22 protein-coding genes and 1 pseudogene are annotated in these 26,853 nt (G+C 68.2%); 20 read left to right on the forward strand and 3 right to left on the reverse strand.

The window, feature by feature from the left end:
* Nucleotides 1–77 precede the first annotated feature (77 nt).
* From SSP08S_RS55810 to SSP08S_RS25330, 11 genes are all read left to right on the forward strand, one after another.
* On the forward strand, nucleotides 78–1,220 hold the full coding sequence (locus SSP08S_RS55810) for an MFS transporter (protein WP_019070423.1): 1,143 nt from the start codon (nucleotides 78–80) through the stop codon (nucleotides 1,218–1,220).
* Nucleotides 1,221–1,252: 32 nt separating this feature from the next.
* The gene (locus SSP08S_RS25285) at nucleotides 1,253–2,035 is read left to right on the forward strand and encodes a M15 family metallopeptidase (RefSeq protein WP_019070424.1); all 783 of its coding nucleotides are present in this window, start codon (nucleotides 1,253–1,255) and stop codon (nucleotides 2,033–2,035) included.
* A gap of 89 nt (nucleotides 2,036–2,124) precedes the next feature.
* The gene (locus SSP08S_RS25290; RefSeq protein WP_019070425.1) at nucleotides 2,125–3,279 is read left to right on the forward strand and encodes a D-alanine--D-alanine ligase family protein; all 1,155 of its coding nucleotides are present in this window, start codon (nucleotides 2,125–2,127) and stop codon (nucleotides 3,277–3,279) included.
* A gap of 255 nt (nucleotides 3,280–3,534) precedes the next feature.
* Nucleotides 3,535–4,416: a LysR family transcriptional regulator gene (locus SSP08S_RS25295; protein WP_019070426.1), complete on the forward strand. Its 882-nt coding sequence runs from the start codon at nucleotides 3,535–3,537 to the stop codon at nucleotides 4,414–4,416.
* Between the two features lie 170 nt (nucleotides 4,417–4,586).
* The gene (locus tag SSP08S_RS55815; protein ID WP_218006665.1) at nucleotides 4,587–5,588 is read left to right on the forward strand and encodes a catalase family protein; all 1,002 of its coding nucleotides are present in this window, start codon (nucleotides 4,587–4,589) and stop codon (nucleotides 5,586–5,588) included.
* A gap of 330 nt (nucleotides 5,589–5,918) precedes the next feature.
* Nucleotides 5,919–6,923 (forward strand): DUF4331 family protein, encoded by a 1,005-nt coding sequence (locus tag SSP08S_RS25305; protein ID WP_019070429.1) that lies wholly within the window; start codon nucleotides 5,919–5,921, stop codon nucleotides 6,921–6,923.
* A gap of 163 nt (nucleotides 6,924–7,086) precedes the next feature.
* Nucleotides 7,087–7,803: a hypothetical protein gene (locus SSP08S_RS55820; RefSeq protein ID WP_019070430.1), complete on the forward strand. Its 717-nt coding sequence runs from the start codon at nucleotides 7,087–7,089 to the stop codon at nucleotides 7,801–7,803.
* The gene (locus tag SSP08S_RS25315) at nucleotides 7,800–8,390 is read left to right on the forward strand and encodes a cytochrome c oxidase subunit 3 (protein ID WP_019070431.1); all 591 of its coding nucleotides are present in this window, start codon (nucleotides 7,800–7,802) and stop codon (nucleotides 8,388–8,390) included. The genes SSP08S_RS55820 and SSP08S_RS25315 overlap by 4 nt, the downstream gene beginning before the upstream one ends.
* Before the next feature lie 3 nt (nucleotides 8,391–8,393).
* A complete protein-coding gene (locus SSP08S_RS25320) occupies nucleotides 8,394–8,630 on the forward strand; it encodes a cytochrome C oxidase subunit IV family protein (RefSeq protein ID WP_019070432.1) in 237 nt (78 codons plus the stop codon).
* A gap of 263 nt (nucleotides 8,631–8,893) precedes the next feature.
* Complete coding sequence (locus SSP08S_RS55825) at nucleotides 8,894–10,156, forward strand: MFS transporter (protein ID WP_019070433.1); 1,263 nt, start codon at nucleotides 8,894–8,896, stop codon at nucleotides 10,154–10,156.
* Between the two features lie 79 nt (nucleotides 10,157–10,235).
* Nucleotides 10,236–10,796 carry a hypothetical protein gene (locus tag SSP08S_RS25330; RefSeq protein ID WP_019070434.1) on the forward strand — a complete coding sequence of 187 codons (561 nt, stop codon included), beginning with the start codon at nucleotides 10,236–10,238 and terminating at the stop codon, nucleotides 10,794–10,796.
* Between the two features lie 38 nt (nucleotides 10,797–10,834).
* Here the strand turns inward: SSP08S_RS25330 and SSP08S_RS25335 are convergent, their stop codons facing one another.
* Both SSP08S_RS25335 and SSP08S_RS60760 read right to left on the reverse strand, forming a co-directional pair.
* Nucleotides 10,835–11,488 (reverse strand): response regulator transcription factor, encoded by a 654-nt coding sequence (locus SSP08S_RS25335; protein WP_019070435.1) that lies wholly within the window; start codon nucleotides 11,486–11,488, stop codon nucleotides 10,835–10,837.
* 134 nt (nucleotides 11,489–11,622) lie between these two features.
* Nucleotides 11,623–12,894, reverse strand: coding sequence for a PucR family transcriptional regulator (locus SSP08S_RS60760; protein ID WP_158697198.1), 1,272 nt, complete (start codon nucleotides 12,892–12,894; stop codon nucleotides 11,623–11,625).
* A gap of 443 nt (nucleotides 12,895–13,337) precedes the next feature.
* Between SSP08S_RS60760 and SSP08S_RS25350 the strand changes: the two genes are divergently transcribed.
* Together SSP08S_RS25350 and SSP08S_RS63070 are read left to right on the forward strand one after the other, a co-directional pair.
* Complete coding sequence (locus SSP08S_RS25350; RefSeq protein ID WP_019070438.1) at nucleotides 13,338–14,216, forward strand: LysR family transcriptional regulator; 879 nt, start codon at nucleotides 13,338–13,340, stop codon at nucleotides 14,214–14,216.
* A gap of 336 nt (nucleotides 14,217–14,552) precedes the next feature.
* The gene (locus SSP08S_RS63070; RefSeq protein ID WP_019070439.1) at nucleotides 14,553–16,076 is read left to right on the forward strand and encodes a protein kinase domain-containing protein; all 1,524 of its coding nucleotides are present in this window, start codon (nucleotides 14,553–14,555) and stop codon (nucleotides 16,074–16,076) included.
* A 582-nt stretch (nucleotides 16,077–16,658) separates the two neighbouring features.
* On the opposite strand, the gene SSP08S_RS25360 is transcribed toward SSP08S_RS63070, so the two are convergent.
* Nucleotides 16,659–17,237 (reverse strand): TetR/AcrR family transcriptional regulator, encoded by a 579-nt coding sequence (locus tag SSP08S_RS25360; protein ID WP_026178818.1) that lies wholly within the window; start codon nucleotides 17,235–17,237, stop codon nucleotides 16,659–16,661.
* A gap of 1,004 nt (nucleotides 17,238–18,241) precedes the next feature.
* On the opposite strand from SSP08S_RS25360, the gene SSP08S_RS25365 reads away from it, so the two are divergent.
* The 7 genes and pseudogenes from SSP08S_RS25365 to SSP08S_RS63545 all read left to right on the forward strand — a co-directional run.
* The gene (locus tag SSP08S_RS25365) at nucleotides 18,242–19,060 is read left to right on the forward strand and encodes an oxidoreductase (RefSeq protein ID WP_019070441.1); all 819 of its coding nucleotides are present in this window, start codon (nucleotides 18,242–18,244) and stop codon (nucleotides 19,058–19,060) included.
* A 53-nt stretch (nucleotides 19,061–19,113) separates the two neighbouring features.
* On the forward strand, nucleotides 19,114–19,965 hold the full coding sequence (locus SSP08S_RS25370; RefSeq protein WP_019070442.1) for an alpha/beta fold hydrolase: 852 nt from the start codon (nucleotides 19,114–19,116) through the stop codon (nucleotides 19,963–19,965).
* 36 nt (nucleotides 19,966–20,001) lie between these two features.
* Nucleotides 20,002–21,180, forward strand: a complete 1,179-nt coding sequence (locus SSP08S_RS25375) for a low temperature requirement protein A (protein WP_019070443.1) — start codon at nucleotides 20,002–20,004, stop codon at nucleotides 21,178–21,180.
* A 239-nt stretch (nucleotides 21,181–21,419) separates the two neighbouring features.
* On the forward strand, nucleotides 21,420–22,079 hold the full coding sequence (locus SSP08S_RS25380; RefSeq protein WP_026178819.1) for a response regulator: 660 nt from the start codon (nucleotides 21,420–21,422) through the stop codon (nucleotides 22,077–22,079).
* A 337-nt stretch (nucleotides 22,080–22,416) separates the two neighbouring features.
* Nucleotides 22,417–23,427 carry an alpha/beta fold hydrolase gene (locus SSP08S_RS25385; RefSeq protein ID WP_102133409.1) on the forward strand — a complete coding sequence of 337 codons (1,011 nt, stop codon included), beginning with the start codon at nucleotides 22,417–22,419 and terminating at the stop codon, nucleotides 23,425–23,427.
* Nucleotides 23,428–23,709: 282 nt separating this feature from the next.
* Nucleotides 23,710–24,543 carry an enoyl-CoA hydratase/isomerase family protein gene (locus SSP08S_RS25390; RefSeq protein WP_019070446.1) on the forward strand — a complete coding sequence of 278 codons (834 nt, stop codon included), beginning with the start codon at nucleotides 23,710–23,712 and terminating at the stop codon, nucleotides 24,541–24,543.
* 134 nt (nucleotides 24,544–24,677) lie between these two features.
* Nucleotides 24,678–25,844: pseudogene (locus tag SSP08S_RS63545) on the forward strand (MFS transporter); the annotation flags it as partial.
* Between the last annotated feature and the right edge of the window lie 1,009 nt (nucleotides 25,845–26,853).

A 26,853-nucleotide genomic window follows, 5' to 3' on the forward strand; every position in this document is an offset into this window, starting at 1 on the left:
AGGCAAGGGACAGGCGGCCCGGCAGGCGGGCCGACCATGCGGTTTCTCGCCGAAGGTCGGCTGTCTTCTTATCCGCCGTGCTGACGACGTTCCTTGCCGCCTCCAGTGCGCCCACTCCGCTCTACCGCGTCTACCAGGCGAGTTGGCACCTCTCCTCCGGCACGGTCACCGTGGTCTACGGCGTGTACTGCCTGAGCGTCCTGGTCGCGCTCCTGACCGTCGGGGCGCTCTCCGATCATGTCGGCCGGCGGCCGGTCATCGGCGTCGCTCTCGCCCTCGAAGCACTGTCCATGCTGCTCTTCCTGCAGGCCGGCGGTGTGACCTCGCTGATCCTCGCCCGGACGCTCCAGGGGCTGGCCACGGGTGCCGCGACGAGTGCGCTGGGTGCCGCCCTGCTCGACGTGACCAAACGGTGGGGGCCCCTGTTCGTCAGCGTCGCTCCGCTCATCGGCATGGCGTCGGGGACGCTCGGTACGAGCCTGCTCATGGACCTGATTCCGGCTCACCTCGGCAGCGTGTACACGCTGCTGTTCAGCGCGCTGGCCGTCCAGATGCTGGGTTTGGCCTTCCTCCCGGAATCGAGGCTGCCGAGCCCGGGAGCCTGGCTTTCGGTGCGACCGCGGATCCGCGCTCCCCGGTCCAGCCGCCGAGCCCTCCTTGTCACCGCACCCGTGTTCGTGGCTGTCTGGGCCCTGGGCGGTTTCTATCTGTCCCTCGGACCCGATCTGGTCCAGGGCATCACCGGATCGGCGTCGTCGACCGCCGACGGCCTGATCGTGTCCCTGCTGACCGCCAGTGCGGTACCGGCAGTGCTGCTGACGCGGCATGGGGACGCCGGCCGGACGGCCTTGGGCGGCTCCCTGCTTCTGACGACGGGGGTGGCCGTCACGCTGCTGGCCGCGCACCGCGACTCCTCCACAGCTCTGTACGTGGGGACCGCGGTGGCCGGTGCGGGATTCGGCCCGGCGTTCCAGGGCGGCGTCCGTCTGGTGACGGCGAACGTCCTCGCGACGGAACGGGCGGGCCTGATGGCCGCCATCTACACGATCACTTATACGTCGATGTGCGTTCCGGTACTGGTCACGGGTTTACTCGTCGGCGAATACGGTCTCCTGCACTGCACCTTGTTCTTCGGTATTTTCGTCATGGCGCTCTCGCTGACGCCGTTCGCGGGTCTGGGGAAATTCTCCGCCCATATATCAAGTAGGGGTACGGCATAGTGAAAATCAAAAACGCGCGCAGACGCGCACCCATGCTGCTGGCATTTCTGGCGACCGTCCTCGGCACAGTTGCGAGCACCTCGGTCACCGCACAGGCTGCCGACACGGACAGTAAGGCGCCCGCCGATTTCGTGGCGCTCCACGACGTGGCCCCCGCGATTCTGCAGGAAATCCGCTACGCCACCCCCCACAATTTCATCGGCACGCCGATAAACGGCTATGTCGAACCGCTGTGCATCGTCACCGCCCCGACGGCGCAGGCCCTGGCGAAGGCCGAGCGCCACTTCCTGGCGCAGGGCTACACGCTGAAGGTCTACGACTGCTACCGGCCGCAGCGCGCGGTGGACCAGTTCGTCGACTGGGCGCAGGACCTGACCGACCTGACGATGAAGGACGAGTTCTATCCGCAGGTGGACAAGGCCAACCTATTCACCGACGGGTACATCGCGGCGAAATCGGGACACAGTCGCGGCAGCACGATCGACCTCACGCTCGTGAAGCTGCCGGCCCACCCGACGCGTCCTTACGTCCCCGGAGAAAAGCTTGAGCCGTGCTACGCGCCGGCCGCGCAGAGGTTCCCGGACAACTCGATCGACATGGGCACCGGATACGACTGCTTCGACACGCTCGCGCACACCCTCGACCCGCGCATCGTGGGAGTCCAGCACAGCAACAGACTGCTGCTCAAGGACGAGCTGGAGTCACTCGGATTCGTGAATCTCGCCGAGGAATGGTGGCACTTCACCTTCGCCGCCGAGCCCTACCCGTCCACCTATTTCGACTTCCCCGTCTCCCGTTCCTCACTGGCCGGCTGACCGGACAACCGAGGACTTCGGTCCACCGACGTGCGGCGCCGTCCTTCCGACCGGGAGGGCGGCGCCGCGCAGCGAAGGAAGCAGAAACCATGACCGATCGATCCGCCTCCCCTCCGTCCGGATCCCGCCGCAGGCCGCTGGTGGTACTTCTCTTCGGTGGCCGGAGCTCCGAGCACGGCGTCTCCGTCGTGACCGCAGGGGCCGTACTGCGTGCCATCGACCGGACGAAGTACGACGTCCTGCCTGTCGGCATCACCCGGGACGGCCGGTGGGTCCTGACGTCGGACGATCCTGGGCGCATGGTGATGGTCGACCGGCGGCAGCCCACGGTCGAGCAGCTCGCGGACACGGACCGGGGCAACATCGTGGTCTCCGTCGACCCGACCGATCGGACCGTCGTCCGCGGCGAACGCGGCGCGGCGCCGAAGGTCCTCGGCGAAGCGGACGTGGTCTTCCCCGTACTCCATGGACCGTACGGCGAGGACGGCACTGTGCAGGGCCTGCTGGAGCTGTCCGGCATCCCCTACGTCGGCGCGGGCGTTCTCGCCTCGGCGATCGGCCAGGACAAGGAGTACATGAAGAGGGTGTTCAGCGCGTTCGGTCTGGCGGTCGGGCCGTACTTGGTGATCAGGCCCCGCGAGTGGCACTCCGACGCGGCGGGCGCCCGCGCGCGGATCAGTGGCTTCGCCGACGCGTACGGCTGGCCGCTGTTCGTGAAACCCGCACGCGCCGGCTCTTCGATCGGTATCACCCGGGTCGACGGCAGGGAGGGGCTGGAGGACGCGATCGCGGAGGCGCACCGACACGACGCGAAGATCATCGTGGAGGCCCTGGTGCAGGGCCGCGAAATCGAGTGCGGCGTGCTCGAATTCCCCGATGGACCGCGGGCCAGCGTGCCGGCCGAGATCCCGGTGCCCGACGCACACGCGTACTACGACTTCGAGGCGAAGTACCTCGATTCCACCCCCGGAGTGGTGCCAGCGGCACTGACCGACAGCCAGACCCATGAGGTGCGCCGACTGGCACTCAAGGCGTTCGAGGCGGCTTCCTGCGAGGGCCTGGTCCGCGCGGACTTCTTCCTCACCGAGGACGGACAATTCGTGATCAACGAGATCAACACCATGCCCGGTTTCACCCCCGTCTCGATGTACCCGCAGATGTGGCAGGCCAGCGGCATCGGGTACGGAGACCTGGTGGACCGTCTGCTCCAGGCGGCGCTGCGGCGGTCCACCGGCCTCAGATGATCGGAGGCTCCCAGCCCGCAATGGGAGTACCGGCTGTACCGGGCCGACTATTCGCCTGGTCTTTCGTGCTGAAGGAGTCCGGTTTGAATGGACGTCACCGGAGACTTCGGTGGCCACTTTATGTCAGCCAATCATGGCCGTGGATGCCGAGTGGCGCCAATGCCGTTTCGCGAAGAAGTTATGCCGGTTGGGTATCACCAAAGCCCAAGGAGTTTTTCCGGCAGGCAGTTCGACAGGAAAAGCAGCGTGGCTAACATGGCCGTCATGGATATCGATCTCCGGCGTCTCCGCTATTTCGTGACGGTTGCCGAAGAGCTCAGCTTTGTGCGTGGCGCCGAACGCCTGAACATGACGCAGCCCGCGCTGAGCCGGCAGATCCGCGCCCTTGAGGACGATCTTGGAGCGTCGTTGCTCCAGCGCGGCCCGCTGGGTACGGCGCTCACACCGGCCGGTGGTCAGCTGCTGGAGGACGCACGGCCACTGCTCGCGGCATCGCTGGCTTTACAGCGGCGGGTCCGCCTCGCCAGCCGTGAGGGGCACCACTTCACCATCGGTTTCATGCCAGGGGTCATAGTCACGCCGATCGTCAGGCAGTTCCGGGCGCTGGCGCCGGAGGTCAATGTGCAGGTGCTGCACACGGCGCCCACCGACCAGGTCGACTATCTGCTCGACGGCCGTGTCGACGTCTGCTTCGTCCGGCTGCCGCTGCCGGTCGACACCTTCGAGATTGTTCCCCTGTTCCCCGAACCGCGCGTCGCGGCACTCTCCGACGAACATCCGCTGGCGCAGGCGCAGATCGTCGACATCGCGGAGCTGACGCCGTACCGCTTGCTGCAGGACTCCGATGACGTACCGGAGTGGCGTGGAACAGGCTTCCACGCGGCAGCGGTGCGCGACCGTCGGGAAGCCGACCGGCCCACCTCGATCGAGGAGAGCCTGGAAGCTGTCGCGTCCGGCACCGGGTTCATCGTCGTCCCGGCCGGCCTCGCCGATTTCTACCGTCGCCCCGACATCCGCTACGTCCAGCTCGCGGGGGTCGCCCCGCGCATGGTGGCGCTGGCGTACGCCAAGAACCGGAAGATGCCGTCCATCGACCAGTTCGCCAAGATCGTGATCGCGGCGCTCGGTTCGACGTAGAAGCGTCAACGGCCGACAGGCATGACTTGGGGCTTCCAGGCGTCATGCCCGATCGGCATGACGGTTCGGGCAATCGGCATTGGCGTGACATGTCGTGGGCCGCAAAGCTCGGTGGAAGGCGGAACAACCCTGCCCGGTCGGGCTCTCAGGCGCTGGTGAGCGGGGGAGAGATGGCTGCCTATGACTATGTGGTCGCCGCCGACCACAGGCCCGAACATCGAGAAGGTTTTCATATGCCGAGCACTGAATGGCGCGAAGTCTTTCTGCCCGACGAGAGCACCCGGCACGCCGACCAGGCGCGCGTTTTCACTGAACTGCAACGCAAACGTCTGAAGAAGCAGGGCCACGGGAGAGCTCTGCATCGCAACGGAGTGGCCGCCCTGAAGGCTGTCCTCGCGGTGGAAGGAGATCTTCCCGAATATGCGCGGCAAGGGATTTTTGCCACTCCTTCTGCCTTTGAAGCACATGTTCGGCTGTCCAATGGAAACTTCTCCCTCGACCGGGCTCCGGACATCCGCGGTTTCGCGATCAAGGTGCTCGGCGCCTCTACGCCGTCGTCCACCGGCGTCGAGCAGAACTTCACCCTGGTCAGTCAGGAGACCCTGAAGGTCAGCGGTAGTGCGGACGTCGTCGGGATCGTCGATCTCTCCACGAGTGCGCCCGGCGCCGCGCTTCGAAAGGTCGCTACGAAGCCGCAGCTCACACGCAGCGCTGTCGTGAACTTCCGGGACATGGCGAAACCGTTCAGCGGATTCGCCACGCATGACTTCTTCAGCATCATGCCCATCACGTTCGGCGACTACGCCGCGCGGTTGAAGCTGTGCGCCGCCTCGACAGCGGTCAACAAAGAAGCACGCAAGGATCTCGCCGCCGACATCTTCGGGCGACTCGCCGACGACGACCTGGAGTTCCTCTTCCAAGCCCAGTTCTTCGAGGACGAGCGGCGCACGCCGATCGAGGACTCCTCGGTCCGCTGGGACGCGCCGTGGCTCACCGTGGCGCGCCTGTGCCTTCCTCGGCAAGCACCTGACGAGGCGTTGGCCGAGGCCGTCGAGAAAAGCAGCTTCAACCCGTGGATCGCGGCCACCGAGCATCGGCCCCTCGGAGAGTTGATGCGTGCCCGCCAGGCCGCGTATGCGCTCAGCTGGCACAACCGGGGCGTAGCGCCCTGACCGTGATCCATCCCAAAATCGCGAACCTCGTCGGCAACTCCACGTGCCCGCAAGAGGGTTGATGCCGGACCGGCATGCCGAACCCCCGGATAGGCATTGGCGCCGCGTGATCGGCCCGGGCCAGGATGTTCGACGTGCCCCACTTCGACCTCGGGGTCCCGGCGCGGCTGCGGTAACGCACTGCGTGGCGAGGACCCTGCGCGCCTGAGCGCAGCGATCGTCGAGCCGGAGCCGCTCAGACGGAGCGCGCGTCAACGACGGCACACCAACTCCCAGTCGGCGAGGCATCGCCATGCCTTGCCCTGCCCATCCCTCACGAAAGGCCCCTCGATGTCCCACCACCAGGATTCAGCCGCCGCGAAACAGGACCCTCGTCTGGACATCAGCGACGTCTACCTGTTCAAAGGGCGCAACGGCACCGTCTTCGTCATGAACACCAACCCGGTGTCGGCCGACAAGGGCTTCCACCCCGAGGCGCTGTACGAGTTCCACATCGACACCGACAACGACGCCGTGCAGGATCTGACGTTCCGGTTCAGATTCCTCGCGCCCGAACCCGACGGTCGGCAGGCTTGGGTGCTCGACCGGCTGACTGGTGCCGAGGCCGCCGACCGCAACGCCCCGGGGACTCCCGTGGCGACCGGCAGTACGGAGGAGATCGTCACCACGCCCGATGGCCTCAAAGCCTTCGTCGGCCGGGCCGGAGACCCGTTCTACCTCGACGGCACCGTCATCACGGCGGTCGTGACCGCGCTCCGGAACGGCGAAGCGGTGGACCTCTCCGCGTTCGACCCGCAGCGGGCCTCGAACCTGTTCGCCGGCACCAACGTGACCGCCATCGTCCTCGAAGTACCTGACGACCTCGTCGGATCGGACACGATCGGTCTCTGGACCACCACCGCGCTGGACGACCACCACGGTGGCTGGCTGCAGATCAACCGGTGCGCGAAGCCGCTCGTCAGCACGCTGTTCGACGTCACCGAGGCCGGCTTCGACGACTACAACGCCACCGATCCGCGGGACGACCTCGACAACTACGGAGACCTCGTACGCCGGAAGGTCGCGGCTCTCGTGTCCGCCAACGACGCTCACTCCGATCCGCAGGGCTACGGCGCCGCGACGCGGGACATCATCTTCCCGGACGTCCTGCACTACCAGGTGGGCACCGAAGCCGGCTTCGGTGCGAAGGCCCGCAACGGCAGGGGACTCACCGAGTCCGTTCCCGAAGCGATGTTCGAGATCGTGCTGAACGCTCCCGTCTCCATGGGCTTGGACGCCGGCTACGCCACTGGGACGCTGCGCGCCGAGTTCCCGTACTTGAGCGCACCGGCCTGATGCAACCAGGGCATCGGCCGGACGCCGAGCCCCGAACCTCATGGCACCCGGCCCGGCGGCCCTTTCCAAGTCGATCGCCGGGCCGGCTGCCTCACCACGTCCTCAGGTCCGAGCGGCGAAACCCGCTCCGTACCCGTCCCTTCCGGAACGAGGAAATTCCACCATGTCCCGCCGAATCCTGATCGCCTGCGCGAGCTTCGGTTACCTGTTCATCGCACTGTTCTTCGCTGCCCTGCTGATCGCCCACTGGATACCGCCGATGGCGCCGAACTGGTCGGCGGAGCGGGTGGCGGCCTTCTATACGGACCACGCGAACTCGATCCGTACCGGCCTCGTGGTCATGCTCGTCGGCGCGGTGGCGACCGCCCCCTTCGTCGCGGCGCTGTCGAGTCTGATCCGGCGTATCGACTCGCGGCTGGCGCCGTTGGCTGCCATACAACTCGTCTGTGGTGCCGCGAATGTGGCCGCGATCTTCGTACCGGTCCTGATCTTCACCGCGACGGCTTACCGGCCGGACCGCTCGCCCGACATCACGATGGCGCTCAACGACCTGGGCTGGATCAGCTTGGTCATGAACGCCTTTCCGGCGATCGGACAGGCCACCGTGGTCGGAGTGGCGATCCTGGCCGACAAGCGCCCCACGCCGCTTCTGCCCCGCTGGGCCGCGTACCTGAACTTCTGGATGGCCTTCCTCTTCCTGCCGAGCATCCTGCTGACCTACTTCAAGACCGGTCCCTTCGCCTGGAACGGCATCCTCTCGTTCTGGGTCGCGGCCAGTGCCTTCGGCGCATGGTTCCTCGTCATGACGTACCTGATGGTGCGGGCCGCGAGCCGGGTGGACGACGACCGGGCCCCGGCCGTCCTCGAACCCGTGGCATGACCGCCACCGCGGCCGAGACCGAGCACTCGGCACCCCCGCACCACCGCCACATCCCTGGCGAGCCGGGTCTGTGGATCTTCCTCCTCGGCGACATGATCATGTTCTCGGTGTTCTTCGGCTTCATCGCGGTACTGCACGGCCGCCACCCGAGGATGTTCCGGGCCTCCCAACAGGCCCTCCATCCAGACCTGGGACTGCTGAACACTCTGCTCCTGCTGACCGCCTCGGCGCTGGTGGCCCGCGGGCTGCGACAGCTGCGATCCGGCAGACCCGCGCGAACACTGCCATGGGCGCTTCTGTGCGCGCTCGGCTTCGCCGCCGTCAAGGGTTGTGAATACGCGCTGGTGATTCGCGACGGGCATACACCGAGCAGCAACGACTTCTTCATGTACTACTTCGTCTTCACCGGAATCCACCTGGCCCACCTGACGATCGGGATAGGTGCCCTGACGGTCCTCGTCGTCCTGTCCCGTCGGCGGGCCCTGAGCCCGGGCCACCTGCTGGTCGCCGAGGGGGCGGCTGCGTACTGGCACATGGTGGACCTGCTCTGGCTCGTCCTCTTCCCGCTCTTCTACCTGGTGGCGTGACACATGTGGGTCTTTCCGGCACTCGTCCTGGCCACGCTGTCGAGCTGGCTGCTGGGCGTCGAAGGCAGCACGTCGACCGCGATCGGCTGCGCGGTCGTGGCGATCGCGCTGATCAAGGTACGCCTGGTCGGCCTGCACTTCATGGAGCTGCGCAATGCCCCGGCGGCCCTCCGCGTCGCCTTCGAGATCTATGTCGCGGTCACGGGCACCACCTTGCTCACTCTCTATCTGGTCCTCTGAAAGGTCAATGCCCATTCGGCATGAGCAGCGACATCATCGGCATTGGCGATATTCGACGAATTCCTCAATAGTTTTCTCAGCGACTCCCCAATAGAAGGGAGTTGACGAGAACCGGAGGTGAAAAAATGAGGAAGCAGCACTCCTGGTAAATCGACCGACCGCTCCGGTTCCCTTTCATCGGTTCCGGAGCGGTCGCGCATTCCGCGCAATATCCACCATCGCGAGAAACAGGATCCATCACCTTGCGGGCCCCACGTCCTACGATGCCGGCGCCGCTGCGCCATTCCGCATTCAGAAAACTCTGGTCCGCCACCACTCTGGCCGCCCTGGGCGATGCCATCTCCTCGGTGGCCCTGCCGCTGGCCGCGATCGAGGTCCTGGACGCCGACGCCGTCCAAAGCGCGGTTCTGTCGGCCGTGATCTGGCTCCCGAGCCTGTTCCTGGCCATACCGGCCGGCTCCTACGCCGACCGGACGGGATACCACCGCAGACTCCTGGCCGGTGCCAATCTCCTGCGGGTCGCCGCCCTGAGCAGCGTGCCGATCGCAACGGCCTTCGGCGTGCTCTCGCTCATCCAACTGGCCTTCGTCCTGGCCGTCATCGGCCTGTGCTCGGTGCTGTCGAATGTCAGCGAGAGCGGCCTGTTCGCCACCACCCTGCCGTCCGAGCTCTACGTGGCAGGGCAGGCGGCCTCCTACACGGGCCAGACCGCCGCGATCCTTGCCGGTCCTGCCATCGGTGGATTGCTGGTCCAGCTCGCGGGTGTACCGGCAGCGGTAGGAGTGGACGCAGCCACCGCCGTCACGGCCGCCCTGTTCATCCTCCGGCTGCGCACGGTCGAGCGCCACCACGAACCCGACTCCACGCAGAGCCGTGACCGGCGGCCGGGTCTGGCCTTCATCCGGCGAAATCCGCTGATCAGAACCGCCCTCTTGGTCACCGCCACCGGCAACTTCTTCAACATGCTCTTCCTGTCGGTGCTCGTCTGGTACTACGTCCACAAGCTGTCCCTGACCAGCGCCCAGATCGGGTTCGTCTTCAGCGTGCAGGCCATCGGGGGACTCGCCGGCGCGGCGCTGGCCTCCCGGCTCGCCCGCCACATCGGCCTGGGCCGGATGCTCCTGGTCGGTTGCGTGCTGTCACACGCTCCGCTCCTCGTGATCCCCGCCGTCGGCGCCACCGGCAGCCTCGTCTTCGCCCTGGTCCTGGCCTCGACACTGCTGGGGGGCGTCGGTGAGTCCGTTCAGGACATCTCCGTCGGCTCCGTGTTCGCGCTGGTGGTGCCCCCACACCTCCGGTCACAGACCCGGGGCGCGTACCAGACCGTGAGCTTCGGACTCCGGCCGCTGGGCTCGGTCGCCGGTGCCCTCATCGCCGCGACAGCGGGAATCCCCGTGGCGCTGTGGGTCGGCGCGATCGGCGGAACCCTTGCCTGCCTCTGGCTTCTTCCCTCACGCCTGCTGTCGTTCCGCGGACAGGGCGAGACGTCCGAGCAGCCGGAAGGCGCCACCGCTCTCTCGCAATGACGCGGGGAACCCCAGGGCGGGCGGCACGCCTGACCCGAGTGGGTAAAGTCCCGGCGAGCCGAACGGAGCCGGGGGCGGTATGAGTAGCTCAATCAGCCAGATCATGGTCGTGATTCTGGGGATCGGCGGCACCCTCGCGTCCGCCTTGCTCACCCAGCGCAGCGCCAACCGCGCCAGGGACCGCGAGCTGCAGCATGCGAGACAACTCCAGGCGGATGAGCGCGAATACGTCACTCGACAGACTCAGCTCGAAACGCGGCGCACCTGCTACGCCGCTCGCAACGCCGGCACTCGCGACTTCGTCAACGTGATGACGAAGCTCGTCCATGCTCTGGACAGGGACGAGGTGACCGAGGAACTGCGGGCAGAACTGGACCGATCACGCCGGGACCATCGCTTGCGTCACGCGGAGGCCCAGATGGTCCTGCCTGACGCCGTCATGGCGGCAGCCAGCACCGCCAACCGTCATTTTGGTGATCTCTACGGTCTGTTGATGCGGCTTGACAGAGGTATCGCCGAACCGGGAGAGAGCGTCGAAGCCGCCCGGGAGAGCATGAACCGGCTGTGGGACTCCCTATGGAAAATGCGCCACATCATGCGCGTCGACCTCGGGATCACACCACCCGATCCGGGCTCGTAGACCTGTTTCCACAGGCCATCACGGCCCACTGGGCAGGCTCATATGAGTTTGTTGCGGATGGCGTAGGAGACGGCGTGGACGCGGTTGCGCAGTCCGAGACGGTTGATGACTCCGTAGAGGATCTTCTTGATGTTGCGTTCGGAATAGCACATCGTGTCGGCCACCTCGGCGAGGTCCAGGCCCTGCGCCACCAGCCGAAGCACGTCGATCTCCCGGGTGCTCAGGCCGGACGACGTCAGGCCCCTGGGTACCAGCACATTGCGCTGGAGGCGGTCCGCCTGGTCGAGCAGTTCGCCCTGTACCGCGGACGGCAACAGCGCTTCGCCGGCGGCGACCGCCAGCACGGCACGGATCAGGACCTGCGGCTGTGCCTCAGCCCGCCAGAGCACGGCCCGTATTCCGCACTGGGCCGCCACCGTCAAGTCGGCGTACCAGCCGTCGCTGACGACGAGCACGATCCGTGTCGGAGGCGGCATGGGCAGGCTCCGCAGGGCTTCCAGCGTGGAGTTGTCGGCGGTCTGGACCGCGGCCACCACGACGTCCGCCTCCGCCACCGTGGTGAGCGCCATTTTCGGTCCGCGGCTCAGCCCGGCCGCCAACCCGGCGTGTGTCACCGGGTCCGCGGCGTCCACGGCCACCGAGACCGAGGTCGTGGGCAGCTGTCTGACGACGTCTGCACGCGGCCGGAGCATCGGTCTGCTCGCATTCTGCGGACGTCTGATCCTCGGCGAGTCGGTGGCTGCCGGGCCGATCGGGGGACGCCGGTCCGTTTCGGCCTGGCGCTGCGTCGGCACCAGCCGTGCCGGGGCTCCCGTCGAGTGGCTGCTCATCGCTGCTCGCTTTCTGAGGTGAACGTGCCTGTCGGGTCAGCGCCGTTGGGCGCGGCCGACAGCCAGTGGGTGGACACCGATCGCGATCCGACCGGTCGGGAGGAGACCTGCGCCCAGACGACCGCGAGCCACACCAGCGCGCGGTCGCTGTGTCTTTGCAGGTCGAGGCCGGTGAGCTTCTCGATCTGCCTGATCCGGTACAGCAGGGTGTTGCGGTGCAGATGAAGGGCGGCCGTGGTGGAGGCGTTGTCGAACTGGTTCTCGGCCAGGCAGGCGAGAGTCGCCGTCAGTGCGCCGTTGTCCCCGCCTGTCAGCGGGCCGAAGACCCGGCGGGTCACCGCGTCCGCGAGTTCGGGAGAGTGCGCCAGGAGCAGCTGGGGCAGGAAATCCTCGACCCGGACCCGTCCGCGCCGGTTGGACCGCGACGCGACAGCGACCAGGAGACGCAGATTGTCGACAGCGGTCCGAAGGCCGGTCCGGCCGGTCGGCAAGTCCTGTGCCAGGAGCAGCCGTTGGTCTGCCACGAACACGGACCAGTCGAACGTGAGACTGGTGAGTCCGGTGACGCGGGCGTCCTCGACGAAGGCCAGGGCTCCGGCGCCGCGCAGACGGGCCGCCAGTTCGGCGCGCTCGGCGGGGGCGGACTTGTCGAGCAGCACGACGAAAGGGACGTACGGAGGTGTCAGGTCGAAGCCGAGCCGAGCGGCACGTTCTTGGTCCTCCACCGTGATGGGCAGGTCGGCGCAGAGCCGGTCGAAGACCGTGTGCGCCCGGCGGTCGCCTCGCGCGGACGGCAGGTCGGCCTGGTCCTCGTATGCCTGCGTGTACATCCGCGTGACGATGTCGAGGTAGCTGTCGAGGTGACGCAGCCCCTGGTCTGTCCAGTCCGCCGGCTGCGCGCGTTCCTCCTCGACGGCGAGGCCGAGCACGGCGTCCCAGAAGGCGCGCACGCCCCGGCGTTGGAGCAACAGGCCGCCGTCCAGCGGCTGTCCGGCGGCGGCGCACTCCCGCGCCCGCTCGTACATCTCGGACAGGACGTACGAGTCCGGGGGCGTGCCCCTCACCATCCAGTGCAGGAGCAGGCCGACGTGCCGGCGCAGCGAGGCACGAAGAGCGGAAGCCTCACAATGGCGTGCCAAGCGCGCGTATTCGGGCGTATGGCGAAGAACGGGTTCCATGCGCTGGGCCACGGCATCGGCGTCGAGATGTTCCAGGACGTCACGCAAAGCCGCTGTCGCGACGGCGGCGTGCTCGGATCTGTCGGTCATGACGGACGGGCACGAACCGGGGAGAGGAGCGAGCGCCACGCGGTGACGTCGTGTGCCACAGCGCTCGGGGTGTGCCCGGTGGACGGCGTGGCCCTTCCCCGGTGCCGGCGCGATCCCATGGTGATTCCTTTCGTGGGGCACATCCGCCCCGCAAGCCCGACGTGGGGCCGATGCCCGAAGGCGTGAACGAGCTTCCGCGAGCAGACGGTCGTATGGCCGTGTCCGCGTTTGCCACGCGAAGGCCCGCTCGATCGACGGCGCTCGCCGGCTGTCCTCGCGTGCCGGGCGTCGTGCACAACTGCTGTGGCAGCAGCGGCTGTTGCTGCCCTTCGCACCGGTCTGACCATGGTGGACCGGTCGGGCGCGACCGCGCCAATGCCTATCTGTTCGATTCTGAAGCCGTTTCGGCATATGCCGTGATGGGCGTGGCTACGATGAGCCTCATGGACCTCGACATACGCCGGATGCGCTACTTCGTGGCCGTGGCCGAGGAGTGCAGCTTCGTGCGGGCGGCGAGCCGTCTCTACATGACCCAGCCTGCGCTCAGCCGTCAGATCCGCGCACTGGAGGAGGATCTGGACGTGGTCCTCTTCCTGCGTGACCGGCAGGGCACCGTACTCACGCGGGCGGGGCACCAGTTGCTGGAGGACGCCCGGCCGATGCTGGCGATGGCGCAGGCGGTGCAGCAGCGGGTGCGGACGGCGAACCGGGAGGTGAACCAGTTCACCATCGGCTTCATGCCAGGTGTCACAGTCACCCCCATCGTGCGGGAGTTCGCACGCATGGCGCCGCAACTCGACATCGATGTCGTGCACACGTCGATCACCGACCAGGTCGACTTCCTCCTCGACGGGCGGGTCGACGTCTGCTACGTCCGACTGCCCTTGCCAGAAGGCATGTTCGAGGTCGTCCCCCTCTTCCCGGAGCCCCGTGTGGTGGCGCTGTCGAGTGAACATCCCCTCGCGGAACTCAAGGCGGTGCACGTCGAGGAACTACGGGACATGACCTTGCTGCAGGACCCGGGGGACGTACCGGAGTGGCGGGGGCGTGTCCCGCGCGATCCGGTGACGCCGCAGGGGGACACCGGACGCTTCCCGGCGACGATCGAGGAATGCCTGCAGACCGTCGCCTTCGGGTCCGGTTGCTATGTCATGCCGGCCGGCACAGCCGGCTTCTACCACCGTGACGACGTCGTCTACCTGACGCTGGAGGGCGTCGCTCCGCGCATGGTCGCCCTGGCCTACTCCAAACACCGGACCATGCCCGAGCTGCTCCAGTTCGCGGAACTCTCGCGTCGCATGCTCGGCCCGGGCCCGGAGTAACGCCCGGCTCCAGTTCCTCACAACAGGGCGCGTGATCGGTGAACGCACGCCACCGGCAAGGTCGTTGTGCCGGTGCCCAAAGAATCGAGATCATGCTGGTCCTGTGCACGTTGCCCACGGCTGTGTCACGCGGCGAGACTGACACACAGGCATCTGCGGTCGTGGGACCCGGCATCTCGGACGGGCGCGCGGCAAGGTGCCCTCACCGTCTCCGCGTCGCGAGGGGGTGACCGGCACCGGACGTCACTCACGGGCGGCGCAGTGGGCAGGCGCCGAGTCCGCCGCCTCCTGGTCCGGTCGAATGTCGAACGGCAACTGCGCTGGAGTTCCGCCCTCATGTCAACACTTGTCACTGTCGGACGTCACCGCCTGCAGCGCCTTCTTGGCCGCGGAGGTTTCGGTCTGGTCTGGCTCGCCCATGACGACCTGCTCGACGCCCCGGTCGCGGTGAAGGTCATGGCGGAGAAGTGGGTTCACCGGGCCGATCTCCGGGAGCGTTTCCTGGACGAGGCCCGGCTGCTGCGCCAGGCCGCGTCGGATCGTGTGGTCCAGGTGTACGACATCGGTCAACTGCCGGACGGGCGGCCGTACTTCGTCATGACCTACGCCGACGGGGGAACCCTGGCCGACCGCGTGGCCCAGGGGCCCCTGGGCGTGGACCAGGCGCTGCGGTTCGCGGTGCAGGCCGCACGGGGCGTGGCCGACCTGCACGCGGTCGGCATCGTGCACCGTGACATCAAGCCGTCCAACATCCTGCTCCAGACGGTGTCGGGCGGCCGTGAGCGGCTGCTGGTGGCCGATCTCGGCCTGGCCAAGAGTCTGGCGCAGTCCGCGGGACTGACACAGGGCGTGGGATCGCCCGGCTACATGGCTCCGGAGCAGGTCCCGGAGGACATGTTGGTCGATGTCGACGAGCGGGCCGACGTCTACGGTCTGGGCGTACTCACCTACGAGTTGCTGACCGGGACCCTGCCGGGCTCGACGGAACAACTCGACTGGCCCGGACCGCCGCACCCCCAGGTGCCGACGCCAATCCGGCGCGTGACGCGACGCGCCCTCGACCCCGAGCGGGAGCGGCGCTGGGCAGATGCCGCCGAGTTCGCGGACGCACTCGAAGCCGCCGGTGCCACGACCACCCGCAGCCGCCTGTCCCGAACCGCCGCACCCGGCAAGCGCACCCGCGCACGGAGAGTGGGGGCCGCTCTCGCCGGGACCGCCGTCCTCGTGACCGCGGGGCTGGCCACACGCGCGGCCTTCGAAGCGGACTCCGCCGCCGGCACGAAACCCCGCGCGGGGGCCGGCGGCACAGCGATCGCCGAGCCGTACGCGAACTCCTCCACGGCCTCGACATCACCGTCCCCGCACCGGGCACCCGCCGTTTCGGCTTCGTCGGCATCACCCACACCGTCGGCCACACGGCCATCAAGCCCCTCGGCGGGACTGGGCACCCAAGCGACGAAGACGACGAGTCCTACGGGCAAGGCCGCAGCCCCGGACCCGAGCAAGCCGGCATCGACCCCGCCCGTATGGACGACGCTGACCGTGCGTCATGACCAGCAGTTGATGCCGGGCGAGTCCTGGCAGACCAACCGGACGACCATGACGATGGAGACCGACGGCAACCTCGTCATCTACGACGAGGACCACCACCGGCGCTGGTCCTCGGGCACCTCCGGCACCGGATATCGCGCCATCATGCAGGCCGACGGCAACCTCGTCGTCTACAACAAGGACACCTGGGGCGTCTGGAGCTCCGCCACTTCCGGGCACGACGGCGCCTATCTGTACTTCGGCACCGACGGCGACGTCAGCGTGGTCTACCAGGGCACCACCCTTTGGTCCGCCGACACCCGGCACTGACCCGGTGCCCGTCGTCATGCCTGGGGCGAGCCGAGGCAATCGCCTCGCACCGCAAGGGATGTGCCGTATGCGGCTGCAACGTCACTTCAACGCCTGGTCCAGGAACAGCGCAGCCCATGCGCGTTTGCACCGTAAGCAGCGTCGCCCTTTGCCCCTCCGAGGTTCCGTGCCCTTCGCGTGCCCATACGGACGGAAAACCACGGTCAACAGCGGTACAACCCACCACACACGGCCCCCCAAAGAAGCAGGCGTATGTGCTGGTCAAAGCCATATTGCCCACCCAAGCGCCGTCGCTTCCCAAGCTGAGAGTGCGAGTTCGATTCTCGTCACCCGCTCCAGAAATCGCCCCCAGGCCAGCGGCCTGGGGGTTGTTTGTTGTCTAGTTAGCGGCCGTGGCCGCAGTGGACCCTCCTGCATGTCAGAGCCCAAACCCTCGGTATGGGGAGCAGGGCCGAGGTGCTCCCCATACTGCGTCCGCGTGGCAGTCCAGGTCGAGCTGTGCCACCAGGCATGGGGGTCGCCGACAGGCTTCGGCGGCGGCAGCCGATCGGTGGATACGGCGCTCTGCCGAGCGGTTGCGTCTCAGCCGCGTGGTCCTGCGCCGTGCAGGAGTGTGTCGATGACGAGTGTGGCCTGTGCATCTGGGTCCTGGGCGGCTGGATCCCTATCTGCGCCGGGCCTGTTGAGGGCTTCGCTGAGGAGGGCGTAGTACACCTGCCGCGTCCACTCCAGGTCCGCGTCCGGGGCGAGAAGTCCCTCGTGCTGCGCCCGGTCCAGGAGTTGGACGGTGTGGGCGTCGATCTCCTCCCAGAGTGCGGCTGCGGCGGCGGTGTGGGCCGTGGCGTGGCTGAGGGTGTACCGCCAAGTGTTCTTGACCCGCATCACGTTTACGGTCACCCGGTACAGCGCCACGAGCGCGGGAGCAGAGTCGGGCCGGGCTTCTTCGATGGCGTCGATGAGCTGCTGCTTCGCGGAGACGGCGAGCGCCTCCAGCAGTGCCTGCCGGTTCGCGAACCGGCGGTGCACCGTGATCCTTGTCAGCCCCGCCGCCTCGGCGATCTGTTCCATGGAAGCACCGGCATCCTGGGCAAGGACTCGCTCAGCCGCCTCCAGAATCGCGCGCACACTGCGCTCGGCATCTGCCCGCAGTGCTCGGCCCATGTCTGTCTCCTGTCTGGTGGTTCGCTACCCGGCCCCCAGTAGAGGATACGTGAACGCTACGGGTATCTCGTTAATTGATACTTCAGTGTCGCAGTTCTGGATGGGCCTGACACCACAATGAAACTGATAGGCGCCCTTTAGAAACGCCGCTTCCAGCCGAGCCGCGGGAACGGAGTTCGTGCAGCGCCTCGGCCGGCACACCACCGACCCGTCGACGCCAAGCGCGTTTTCGCCCGATCAGCAGGCTTGCCCCGCCGGAGCCGAAGCCTCCCCAGTGACGACTGCGTACGCCAGACCGTCACCAAGGAGTCATCCACTGCTCGGGATCCAGGGGAAACGGCACGCCCGTCCCCCCGGCACGCCAAGCGGCCCGTACCCAGGTACCAGCCGGGATCGGGCGCCGCATGCATGACCGCCGCTCCGCCGGTCTTCCGAGCCCCCCTTCCGGAATCCAGCAGGGACCCCCCGCACCCTCGGCCGCGACCCGGGCCGCCGGCTCGCGCCGCATCCCGCCCGATCTCGCCAAGCCCCCGTTTCCGGCACCTCCTCCAAGCCGTCAACCGGCTGGCCGACTGCGACCACCGCGACCACCGCGACTGGACCCTGCCGAGCGTTCGGGGCTCAGGAGGCCGCGGAAGTGACTCGCTGCTCGGCGGCGCGCACAGGCCCCTGGCCGGTCCGGCGCGTCGCCCCGGCCGCCACGTCGACGGCCTGGATGTCCGCCCGGCCCCACAGTCGTCGCAGCTCAGCCGCGCTGTGGACCCCACCCTCCGGCGGTCTGCTTCTTCGAGTCGTCAACGCGTCGACGAGCCCCGGCCCCGCGACGTCGCTCCATCTCTTGACCCTCCATAGAAGATACTCTTGAGCTACACATAGAAGATTAGTTGATGCTCTCATGTTGCCACTAGAGAAGAAGCTGATACATTGATGAAACCGATTGGGGATCGCCGGAAGCGATCTCTCCACGGCATCGCGCACGCGATCCCATGAGTCAGGAGTCCGAAATGGCAACGACGACACGACCGGTAGCCCTCGTTACGGGTGCGTCCTCCGGCATCGGAAAGGCAGCCGCGCTCGCGCTGGTCGCAGCGGGCTACGACGTGGTCGGCACCAGCCGCAACACCGCGCACGTCACCCCGGCGAAGGGCGTGACGTTCCTCGACCTCGACGTGACCAGCGACACGTCGGTGACCGCCGCGGTCAGCGAGGTCATCGACCGGTTCGGACGGATCGACGTCCTGGTCAACAACGCCGGCATCGGCTCGGCGGGTGCCGCCGAGGAGAGTTCCGCCGGGCAGGCGCAGGGCCTGTTCGACATCAACGTCTTCGGCGTCATCCGTATGACGAACGCCGTCCTGCCGCACATGCGCGCCCGGCGCACCGGACGGATCATCAACATCTCGTCCATCGTCGGCTTCATGCCGCAGCCCTACATGGCGGTCTACGCCGCCTCCAAGCACGCCGTCGAGGGCTACTCGGAATCCGTCGACCACGAACTGCGTGAGTACGGCGTGCGGTCCCTGCTCGTCGAACCCGCCTGGACCAACACCGCGTTCGACGCGGCCAGCGTGCGGCCCGACCAGCCCCTGGACATCTACGCCAGGCAGCGGCACGTCTTCGAGGAGTACATGGCGGGAGCGGTCAAGGACGGCGACGACCCCGCCGTCGTCGCCAAGGAGATCGTCGCGGCGGCGACCGACGCCAAGCCCAAGGTGCGCTACACCGCCGGCGCCATGACCGGGCGCGTGCGCACCATGCGCCGCATCGTCCCCACCCGCATGTTCGATCAGCAGCTGCGCAAGCTCAACCGCCTGCCCGCCTGACCCGACCCCACCAGACCCCCACAAGACACTGCGACAGGAAAGCGAAGCCCGCCATGAGTACCTATCTGGCAGACGCGGCCGAGGACCTCACCGTGACCGGCCCTTCCGCGACGTTCACCTACCGGCGCCTCGGCCCGACCGGCGGCATCCCGCTGGTCCTGCTGAACCGGGTCCGCGGGACCCTCGACTGGTGGGACCCGGAGTTCCTGGACCACCTCGCCGCCGATCACGACGTGATCGTGTTCGACAACGTCGGCACCGGCTACACCACCGGCACCCCGCGCGACTCCGTCGAGGGACTGGCAGACGGCACCGTCGAGTTCATCGAGGCCCTCGGCCTCACGCAAGTCGACCTGCTCGGCTGGACGTTGGGCGGAACTGTCGCCCAGCACCTCACCCGCACCCGACCGGACCTGGTGCGCAGGCTGGTCGTGGCCGCCGCCAATCCCGGTGGCACGGTGCCCGGCGCTCCCGACCCGGACCCGAAGGTGCGGGCCACCATGACGAAGCCCGAGGTCACCGGGGACGACCTGGTGTTCCTGTTCTTCCCCGAGACGGACACCGGCCGCGCCGCCGGGTACGCACACCTCGCCAGGGTGGCCACCCGGCTGGCCACCGGACGCCCCGACGTGTCCGAGGCGGCGGCCATGGGTCAGATCACCGCGATCGCGAAAGACGCGTCGATCCCCTTCGAGCGGGTGCGAGCGGACCTGGCGAGCATCAAGCAGCCCGTCCTGTACGCGACCGGCATGCGGGACGCGATGATCCCCGCCCTGGCCTCGTACACCGCCGTCCAGCACGTCACCGACGCCACCCTCGTCGCCTACAGCGACGCCGGCCACGCCTTCCTCTTCCAGCACGCCAAGGACTTCGCCGCCCAGGTGACGGCCTTCCTCGCCGGCTGAGCAACGTCGTGAAACCGTCCGACTAGGAGATTCGTCGTGGAGTTGACCAGCGTTCCGGCACGCCGGGAGGTCACCCCGCTGGAGTTGTTCTTCGACCTGGTCTACGTCTTCGCCATCGGTCAGCTGTCGCATCAGCTGCTGGCCCACCCGACGTGGACCGGCGCCGCCCAGACGCTCGTGCTCTACCTCGCCGTCTACGCGGCGTGGGCGTACACCACCTGGGCGGTCACCCTCGTCCCGGCCGAGGACCCGCGGACCCGGCGGATGCTGCTGACGGTCATGCTCCTGGGACTGTTGATGAACGCCGCGATCCCGCGCGCCTTCGGCGACGCCGGGTGGGTCTTCGTCGCCACCTTCCTGCTGATTCACATCGGCCGGACGGTATGGCTGCTCACCGTCGGCCTCGACCCCGTCAACCAGGAGCATTTCCGCCGCGTCCTGGTCTGGTTCGTCGCCCCCGCCCCGTTGTGGGTGACCGGGGCTGCGGCCGACGGCGGCGGGCGGCTGGTGTGGTGGGCGGCGGCGATCCTGGTCGAACTGGCGGGCACCTGGGCGGCGCATCCCCTGCCCGGCCGCAGACTGGACTCCCGCGAGGTCACTTTCGCCGGGGGCCACCTGCTGGAGCGCGGACGCCTGTTCGTGATCATCGCGTTCGGTGAGACGGTCATGACCACCGGCACCGCACTCACCACCGCGCCGTACCAGCCGATGACCCTGCTGACCAGCGGCGTCGCGCTCACCGGCACGGTCGCGCTGTTCTGGCTGTTCTTCAGCCACTCCGAGCGCGTCGTACGGCACTACCAGACGACCGAGGACCCGATGCGGGCCGGACGCAGCGGCGTCATCAGCCTCATGGTCTCCGTCGCCGGGTTGATCGCCGTTGCCGTGGCCGATGAACGCGTCATCGCACATCCGACGGAACACGCCGGCATCACCACGAACCTGCTGTTGTTCGGCGGGCCGGCCCTCTACCTCGGTGCGCAGACCTGGCACGGGGCAACCCTGTTCGACGACCTGCTCTGGTCACGGCTGCTCGCGCTGTCCGCTCTGGTCATCGGCTGCGCCGTCACGACGTCGGCCCCGGCGTACCTGGCGGCCGTCATCGCCGCCGCGATCGTCGTTGCCCTGGCCATGTCCGAAGAGCGCCGTCCGGCGGGTGACGGGCGTGCGAGCCCGATCCCTTCAGGCCCTCAGGTCACTGACGGGATCACCTGACCTACCGCGCCCGCGGCGGGTCTGCATGTCGGCGGGGAACATCGGCGGGCCGTTCGGTGAGACCAGCGGGCCTTTCTCATTCACTCTGTTCACCCCATTCGCCGGGAGGATTTCATGGGCGTGCACGCCAGTACCGTCATCGTCACCGGGACCCGCCGGCGCGTTCGCCGGGCGCTCGCCGCTGAGCCGTCGAGCCGTGGCGTGCGGGAGTGGGTGGCCCGGGCCGGGGGCGGGACGCCATGACGGAATCCGGCGTATTGGTCTGTGACGCCCAGGAGTTGATGCGAGCCGGATTGCGCACGGTGGTGGACGGACAGCCAGATCTCACGGTCGTCGGCGAAGCCGGGGACGGCGAGACCGCTGTGGCGCAGGCACTCACGCTGCGCCCGGACCTCGTCCTCATGGACGTACGGCTGCCGCGCCTGGACGGCATCTCGGCCACCACGCAATTGCGCGCCGCCCTGCCCGACACGCGCGTGCTTGTCCTCACCGCCTGTGACCGGGACGAGTACGCCTACGCGGCGCTGCGTGCGGGGGCGAGCGGCTTCCTCGTCAAGGACACACCGACCGCCGAGCTGCTCGTCGCCGTCCGCGGCGTGCTGCGCGGCGACGCGGTGATCGCCCCCTCGGTGACACGGCGGCTGATCGACCGGTACGTCACGGGCGCCGTCGCTCCCCTCACCGACCAACGCCTCGACGTGCTCTCCGACCGGGAGCGTGAGGTGCTGGGCCTGGTCGCCCGCGGACTGAACAACGCGGAGATCGCCGGGAAGCTGTTCCTCGGCGAGACCACGGTCAAGACCCACGTGGCCCGCATCCTCGCCAAACTCCGCGTCCGCGACCGGATAGAGGCCGTCGTCACGGCCTACGAGAGTGGACTGGTTCGCCCTGGCGGATGACCCCGTCGGGCGCCCGGGATGGTTTCCGACGACACAACCGAAACCTAGGTTCTGGACATGTCGATCATGCGGGAGTTCCTTCGCCGCCCCCGGCTCACCGGCGTCGTCGCTCCCAGCTCCCCCGCACTCGCGCAGGCCATGCCCTGCGGTCCGGATCCGATCGGAAGGTCACCGGCCCCCTAGAGGCCTTCACATCCATACGGCGGCCGGTCCGGCCCGACGAAGTCGCCGGTCAGCAATAGCTCCACTCCCGCGCATCCCGCAGAACATCCGTACGCGGAGCGCGCGGCAGGTTCAACGCGCCGGGGAGTCCTCCGGCCCGACTCAAGGAATTGGCATGTCTTCAATCAATCGGCGTACCCGTATCTCCCGGCGGACCGCGATGGCGCTGGCCGGCGTGTCGGTCGTCGCGGCTGTCGCCGCCACCGCACCGAGCATGGCCAATGCCGTGAGCGGCAGCCCGAGCGGCACACGCCACTCGGTCACTCAGACGCAGAACGCGGAGAGCGCGAGCACCGCCCCCAACCTGCGGGTCAAGGCCGCCAACGGCATCACCTACCAGTACCGCCGCTTCGGCCACCCCGGCGCCGGCAGTGTGCCCCTGGTCTTCCTGCAGCACTTCCGCGGCACTCTCGACAGCTGGGACCCCAAGCTCGTCGACACCATCGCCGCCGAGCGCGAGGTCATCCTCGTGGACAACGTCGGCGTCGGCGGCTCCACCGGCACCACCGCCAGCACCGTCCAGCAGATGGCCCTGGACGCCATCGACTTCATCGACGCCCTCAAACTGCCCCGCTACGACGTGCTCGGCTTCTCCCTCGGCGGCGAGGTCGCCCAGGAGGTCGCGCTGCGCCGCCCCTGGCAGGTCCGCCGCGTCGTCCTGGCCGCCACCGGCCCCCAGGGCGGAGTGGACCAGCGCGCGTCCGACCCCAACATCCTGCAGCGGACCCTGAAGGACAACCCCGGCCCCGCCGACTACCTCTTCCTCTTCTTCAAGAACACCCCCACCAGCCAGGCCGCGGGTACCGAGTTCCTGCAGCGCCTCGGCCAGCGCACCACCGACCACGACGCCCCCTCCAGCCTCGCCACCCGCGACCGCCAGCTCACCGCGTGGTCCGAGTGGGGTATCCCCGACAAGTCCAAGTTCGTCCGCCTCCACGCCCTCTTCCAGCCCACCCTGGTCGCCGACGGCGAGAGCGACATCCTCATGCCCGCCAAGAACTCCCGCCTGCTGGCCAAGTACCTCCCCGACGCCCAGCTGCACATCTACCCGGACGCCGGCCACGGCTTCCTCTACCAGTACGCCGTCCAGTTCGGCACCGAGGTCAACACCTTCCTCGACCGCTGACAGCACCTCCGCGGCCAGACAGCCGCCTGCATCGAGAGCAGGGTGACCGCCGGCCGGCGACCGTACCCACGACGCCGTCGTCCCCGGACTACCGCGGACCACCGTTGAGCAGCCCGTTCTCTACACCGGCGGCATGCCCCACAGCGACGCTCTTGACGGCTCACCTTCCTCTTCCCGAACGCCAACGCTGCATCCATCCAGGGGGCCGGTCTCCTCACGGGCCCGACGAACGTCCACCGCAACCAGACCCCTCACGCATCCCCCTCAACACTGGAGCACAGCATGACCCAGCACAGCCAGTTCAAGATCGAGACCGTGGCGCCGAAGATCCGCAGGGTCACCTTCACGAATCCGCCGGTGAACGTCGTCGGCGCGGACACCTTCGTCCAACTCCTCGCCGTCGTCGACGAGTTGAGCCAAGACGAGAAGGTCCAGGTCGTCGTCTTCGACAGCGGCACACCCGGATACTTCTTCAACCACGCCGATCTCGGCCAGGTGCCCGAACTCCTGGCACTGAACGCCGCAGACGGAACCCCGACGTGGGTCGAACTCGTCACCCGCCTGACCAGCGCCCCCTTCATCAGCATCGCCTCCATCCGCGGGCGTACGCGGGGCGGCGGCGACGAGATCACCCTGGCCTTCGACCTGCGCTACGCCAGCCTCGAAGAGGCGGTCTTCTGCCAGCCGGAGGTCGCGATCGGCATCGTCCCGGGCGGCGGCGGCAGCGACCGTCTGGCCCGGCTGCTGGGACGGGACCGCGCCCTCGAAGCGGTCCTCACCAGCGAGGACTACGACGCCGAGCGCGCCGAGAAGTACGGATGGGTGACCCGGGCCGTCCCCGACGCCGAACTCGACGACCTCGTCAATGCTGTCGCGGCGCGCATCGCGTCCTTCGACAAGGCATCCGTCCTGGGCGCGAAGGCGCAGATCAACCGGTCGACCCTGCCGCCGGTGGCCGACCTGCGCGCGTCCTGGGCGGAGTTCGCGGAGTCCGTCGACTGGCCGGGATTCCAGGCGCGCGTGCCGCAGCTCGGCAAGGCCATCGCCGAGGTCGGTCTCGACGAGATCGAGCGGAACCTCGGCCACTATGCCGGCCTCATCAACCAGCAGGCATAACAGCCGTCATCACCTCACCCGCCGCCGAACCCGAAGCCCACGAGGACGTCGACATCATGGCTGACATACGGACGGCCCAGCCACGTGCCGTGGCGCAGGCCATGCGGCGCAGAGAACTTCTCACGCTGGTGGCGATGTGCCTGGGCGTGATGATGACGTTCCTGCTCATCACCGCCACCATCTCGGCGCTGTCTGCGCTCCAGGCCGATCTGCACGTCAGCCCGGGCGCGCTGATCTGGATTCCCAGCGCGTACACGCTGGTCGTCGCCAGTCTGGTGCTGTCGGCCGGCACGCTGGGCAACCTGTATGGCCGCAAGCGGATGTTCTGCGTCGGCGTGGTGGTCATGATCGCCGGAGGGCTGCTCGCCGCGAGCGCCGGCACCACCGCCACGGTGATCATCGCGCAGCTGGTCTCCGGCCTCGGCGGTGCGCTGATCCTGCCCAACAGCCTGGCCATCCTCGGTGCGACCTTCACCGACCCGCACCGGCGGACCGAGGTGATCACCGCCTGGGCGGCATCGTCCGGTGTCGGCCTGGCCATCGGCCCCCTGCTCGCCGGTGTCCTGCTCGACCACTCCGACTGGCACGCGGTGTTCGTGTCGACCGCCGTCCTCGGAGTGATCACGCTGCTGGTCGCGGTTCCGTTCGCCGCGGAGTCCCTGGCTCTCGGCGAACGCCTGGACGTGGCCGGTGCGCTGCTGGGCACAGTGACGATCGCGGGTCTGGTGTACGCGCTCATCCAGGGCGGCCAGGACGGCTACACCGCGGCCCCGGTCGTCGCCGCGTGGATCCTGGCGGCGACCGGCGCCGTGGCATTCGTCCTCGTCGAACTACGGGTCACGGAGCCGATGCTCGACGTACGGCTGTTCGCCTCGCGGTCGTTCAGCGCGGTGATGACGATCGCCGCGGTGTCGCTGTTCGGCTTCACCGGCGTGGCCGTCCTCACCGTCATGTTCTACAACAACGTCCAGCACCTGAACGCGCTGGACACCAGCTGGCGCATGCTGCCCCTGTTCGGCGTCTACGTCGTCACGGCGTTCCTCACAGGCCGAGTGATCCGCCGTGCCGGTTTCAAGGCGCCACTGACGGTGGGTCTGCTGCTCGGCGCACTCGCCGTCCTGGGCCTGACGCGGGTCGGCCAGGGCACTCCTTACAGCCAGGTCTGGCCGCTGTTCGTCCTGTTCGGTGCCGCCAGTGGCCTGGTCATCGCGCCCAGTACGGCCGCCGCGCTGGTCAGCGTCGCTCCCGAACGGGCGGGTATGGCCTCCGGCGCCGTCAACACCGCCCGGCAGGTCGGCTCGGTCATGGGCACCGCGCTCCTCGGCTCGCTGTTCACCGCCCGCGTCAGCGCGGACCTGCCCCACCAGCTCGCCGCGCACGGCGTGCCCGTAACCGCCCGAGCCCCCATCGAGGCGGCCGTCGCCTCCGGGAGCACCGGAACCCGACCGCCCGCCGCCCAGGTACGAGCGGCGGTCGAGGACGCCTTCACCTCCGGCGTGCAGACCGGCCTGGCCGTCGTCGTCGCGGTGTTCTTCGCCGGCGCGGTGCTGGCCCTGACCGCCGTACACAACCGCCCCCACCAGAACGGAACGCACAGGGCCGCCCCAGCACCACACCCAGGCCATCCTCTGCCTCGCCCGCCGCCGAGCCGACGTGCTCTTCGCGATGCTCCGCGACGGCACCTTCTACCAAACACCAGCCCCGATCACCCCTTGACCAAAGTCATGGGGGCACCCCCCCCGAGAGGCCAACGTCGGCTCCGTCCCGACGGACGTTCATCGCCACGACCACCGCCGTCGGCAGCGCCGTGATGGCGGGCGGCCTGGGCGAGGAAGCCCCTCCGTCCGGCGCCGAGGAGGCGTCCACCTCCCAAATTCGACCCAGCGGCCATGTCCTCGCTGACCGTCAACAGCTCGACTTTCGGTCACCGCCGTGCCGGGGAAGGACGCACGCTCCGGCAGCACCGCCCCGACGAGGGCCCAGGGCGCTCCCGAGGCGGCTTCACCAGCAAGCTCCACCTCTCGGGCGAAGGCGGCTGACGCCAAGAAAGGGGCCGGCTGTCCATGTGCACACGCAACCGGCTCCGCGCAGTCGGCCCTGGCACGGACGGCCCCATGCAAAAGGTGGGCCACTTCACGCGGCACCCACTCGTCGCCGAGCGTCGTGCCCATAGCGTGCCCATAAGACCGGTGAACCACGGTCAACTACGGCGCGATCGTGCGCCCCCGGGTGCCACACCGGAGCACGTATGCCCAGTTCAGAGGCTATCCGACTTCCCAAGCGCCATCGCTTCCCAAGCTGAGAGTGCGA

It is taken from the genome of Streptomyces hokutonensis (genome assembly GCF_000376565.1).
GTDB classification, from domain to species: Bacteria; Actinomycetota; Actinomycetes; order Streptomycetales; family Streptomycetaceae; genus Streptomyces; species Streptomyces hokutonensis.

Bases quoted from the DNA above. Each gene is read 5' to 3' on its own strand.
- SSP08S_RS55815 (WP_218006665.1), top strand. From the start codon at position 4,587: ATGGCTGCCTATGACTATGTGGTCGCCGCCGACCACAGGCCCGAACAT.
- SSP08S_RS25370 (WP_019070442.1), top strand. From the start codon at position 19,114: ATGAGTACCTATCTGGCAGACGCGGCCGAGGACCTCACCGTGACCGGC.
- SSP08S_RS25385 (WP_102133409.1), top strand. From the start codon at position 22,417: ATGTCTTCAATCAATCGGCGTACCCGTATCTCCCGGCGGACCGCGATG.
- SSP08S_RS25365 (WP_019070441.1), top strand. From the start codon at position 18,242: ATGGCAACGACGACACGACCGGTAGCCCTCGTTACGGGTGCGTCCTCC.
- SSP08S_RS25360 (WP_026178818.1), bottom strand. From the start codon at position 17,237: ATGGGCCGAGCACTGCGGGCAGATGCCGAGCGCAGTGTGCGCGCGATT.
- SSP08S_RS25380 (WP_026178819.1), top strand. From the start codon at position 21,420: ATGACGGAATCCGGCGTATTGGTCTGTGACGCCCAGGAGTTGATGCGA.
- SSP08S_RS60760 (WP_158697198.1), bottom strand. From the start codon at position 12,894: ATGACCGACAGATCCGAGCACGCCGCCGTCGCGACAGCGGCTTTGCGT.
- SSP08S_RS25330 (WP_019070434.1), top strand. From the start codon at position 10,236: ATGAGTAGCTCAATCAGCCAGATCATGGTCGTGATTCTGGGGATCGGC.
- SSP08S_RS25290 (WP_019070425.1), top strand. From the start codon at position 2,125: ATGACCGATCGATCCGCCTCCCCTCCGTCCGGATCCCGCCGCAGGCCG.
- SSP08S_RS25305 (WP_019070429.1), top strand. From the start codon at position 5,919: ATGTCCCACCACCAGGATTCAGCCGCCGCGAAACAGGACCCTCGTCTG.
- SSP08S_RS25335 (WP_019070435.1), bottom strand. From the start codon at position 11,488: ATGCTCCGGCCGCGTGCAGACGTCGTCAGACAGCTGCCCACGACCTCG.
- SSP08S_RS25350 (WP_019070438.1), top strand. From the start codon at position 13,338: ATGGACCTCGACATACGCCGGATGCGCTACTTCGTGGCCGTGGCCGAG.
- SSP08S_RS25295 (WP_019070426.1), top strand. From the start codon at position 3,535: ATGGCCGTCATGGATATCGATCTCCGGCGTCTCCGCTATTTCGTGACG.
- SSP08S_RS55825 (WP_019070433.1), top strand. From the start codon at position 8,894: ATGCCGGCGCCGCTGCGCCATTCCGCATTCAGAAAACTCTGGTCCGCC.
- SSP08S_RS25315 (WP_019070431.1), top strand. From the start codon at position 7,800: ATGACCGCCACCGCGGCCGAGACCGAGCACTCGGCACCCCCGCACCAC.
- SSP08S_RS55820 (WP_019070430.1), top strand. From the start codon at position 7,087: ATGTCCCGCCGAATCCTGATCGCCTGCGCGAGCTTCGGTTACCTGTTC.
- SSP08S_RS25320 (WP_019070432.1), top strand. From the start codon at position 8,394: ATGTGGGTCTTTCCGGCACTCGTCCTGGCCACGCTGTCGAGCTGGCTG.
- SSP08S_RS25390 (WP_019070446.1), top strand. From the start codon at position 23,710: ATGACCCAGCACAGCCAGTTCAAGATCGAGACCGTGGCGCCGAAGATC.
- SSP08S_RS63070 (WP_019070439.1), top strand. From the start codon at position 14,553: ATGTCAACACTTGTCACTGTCGGACGTCACCGCCTGCAGCGCCTTCTT.
- SSP08S_RS25285 (WP_019070424.1), top strand. From the start codon at position 1,253: ATGCTGCTGGCATTTCTGGCGACCGTCCTCGGCACAGTTGCGAGCACC.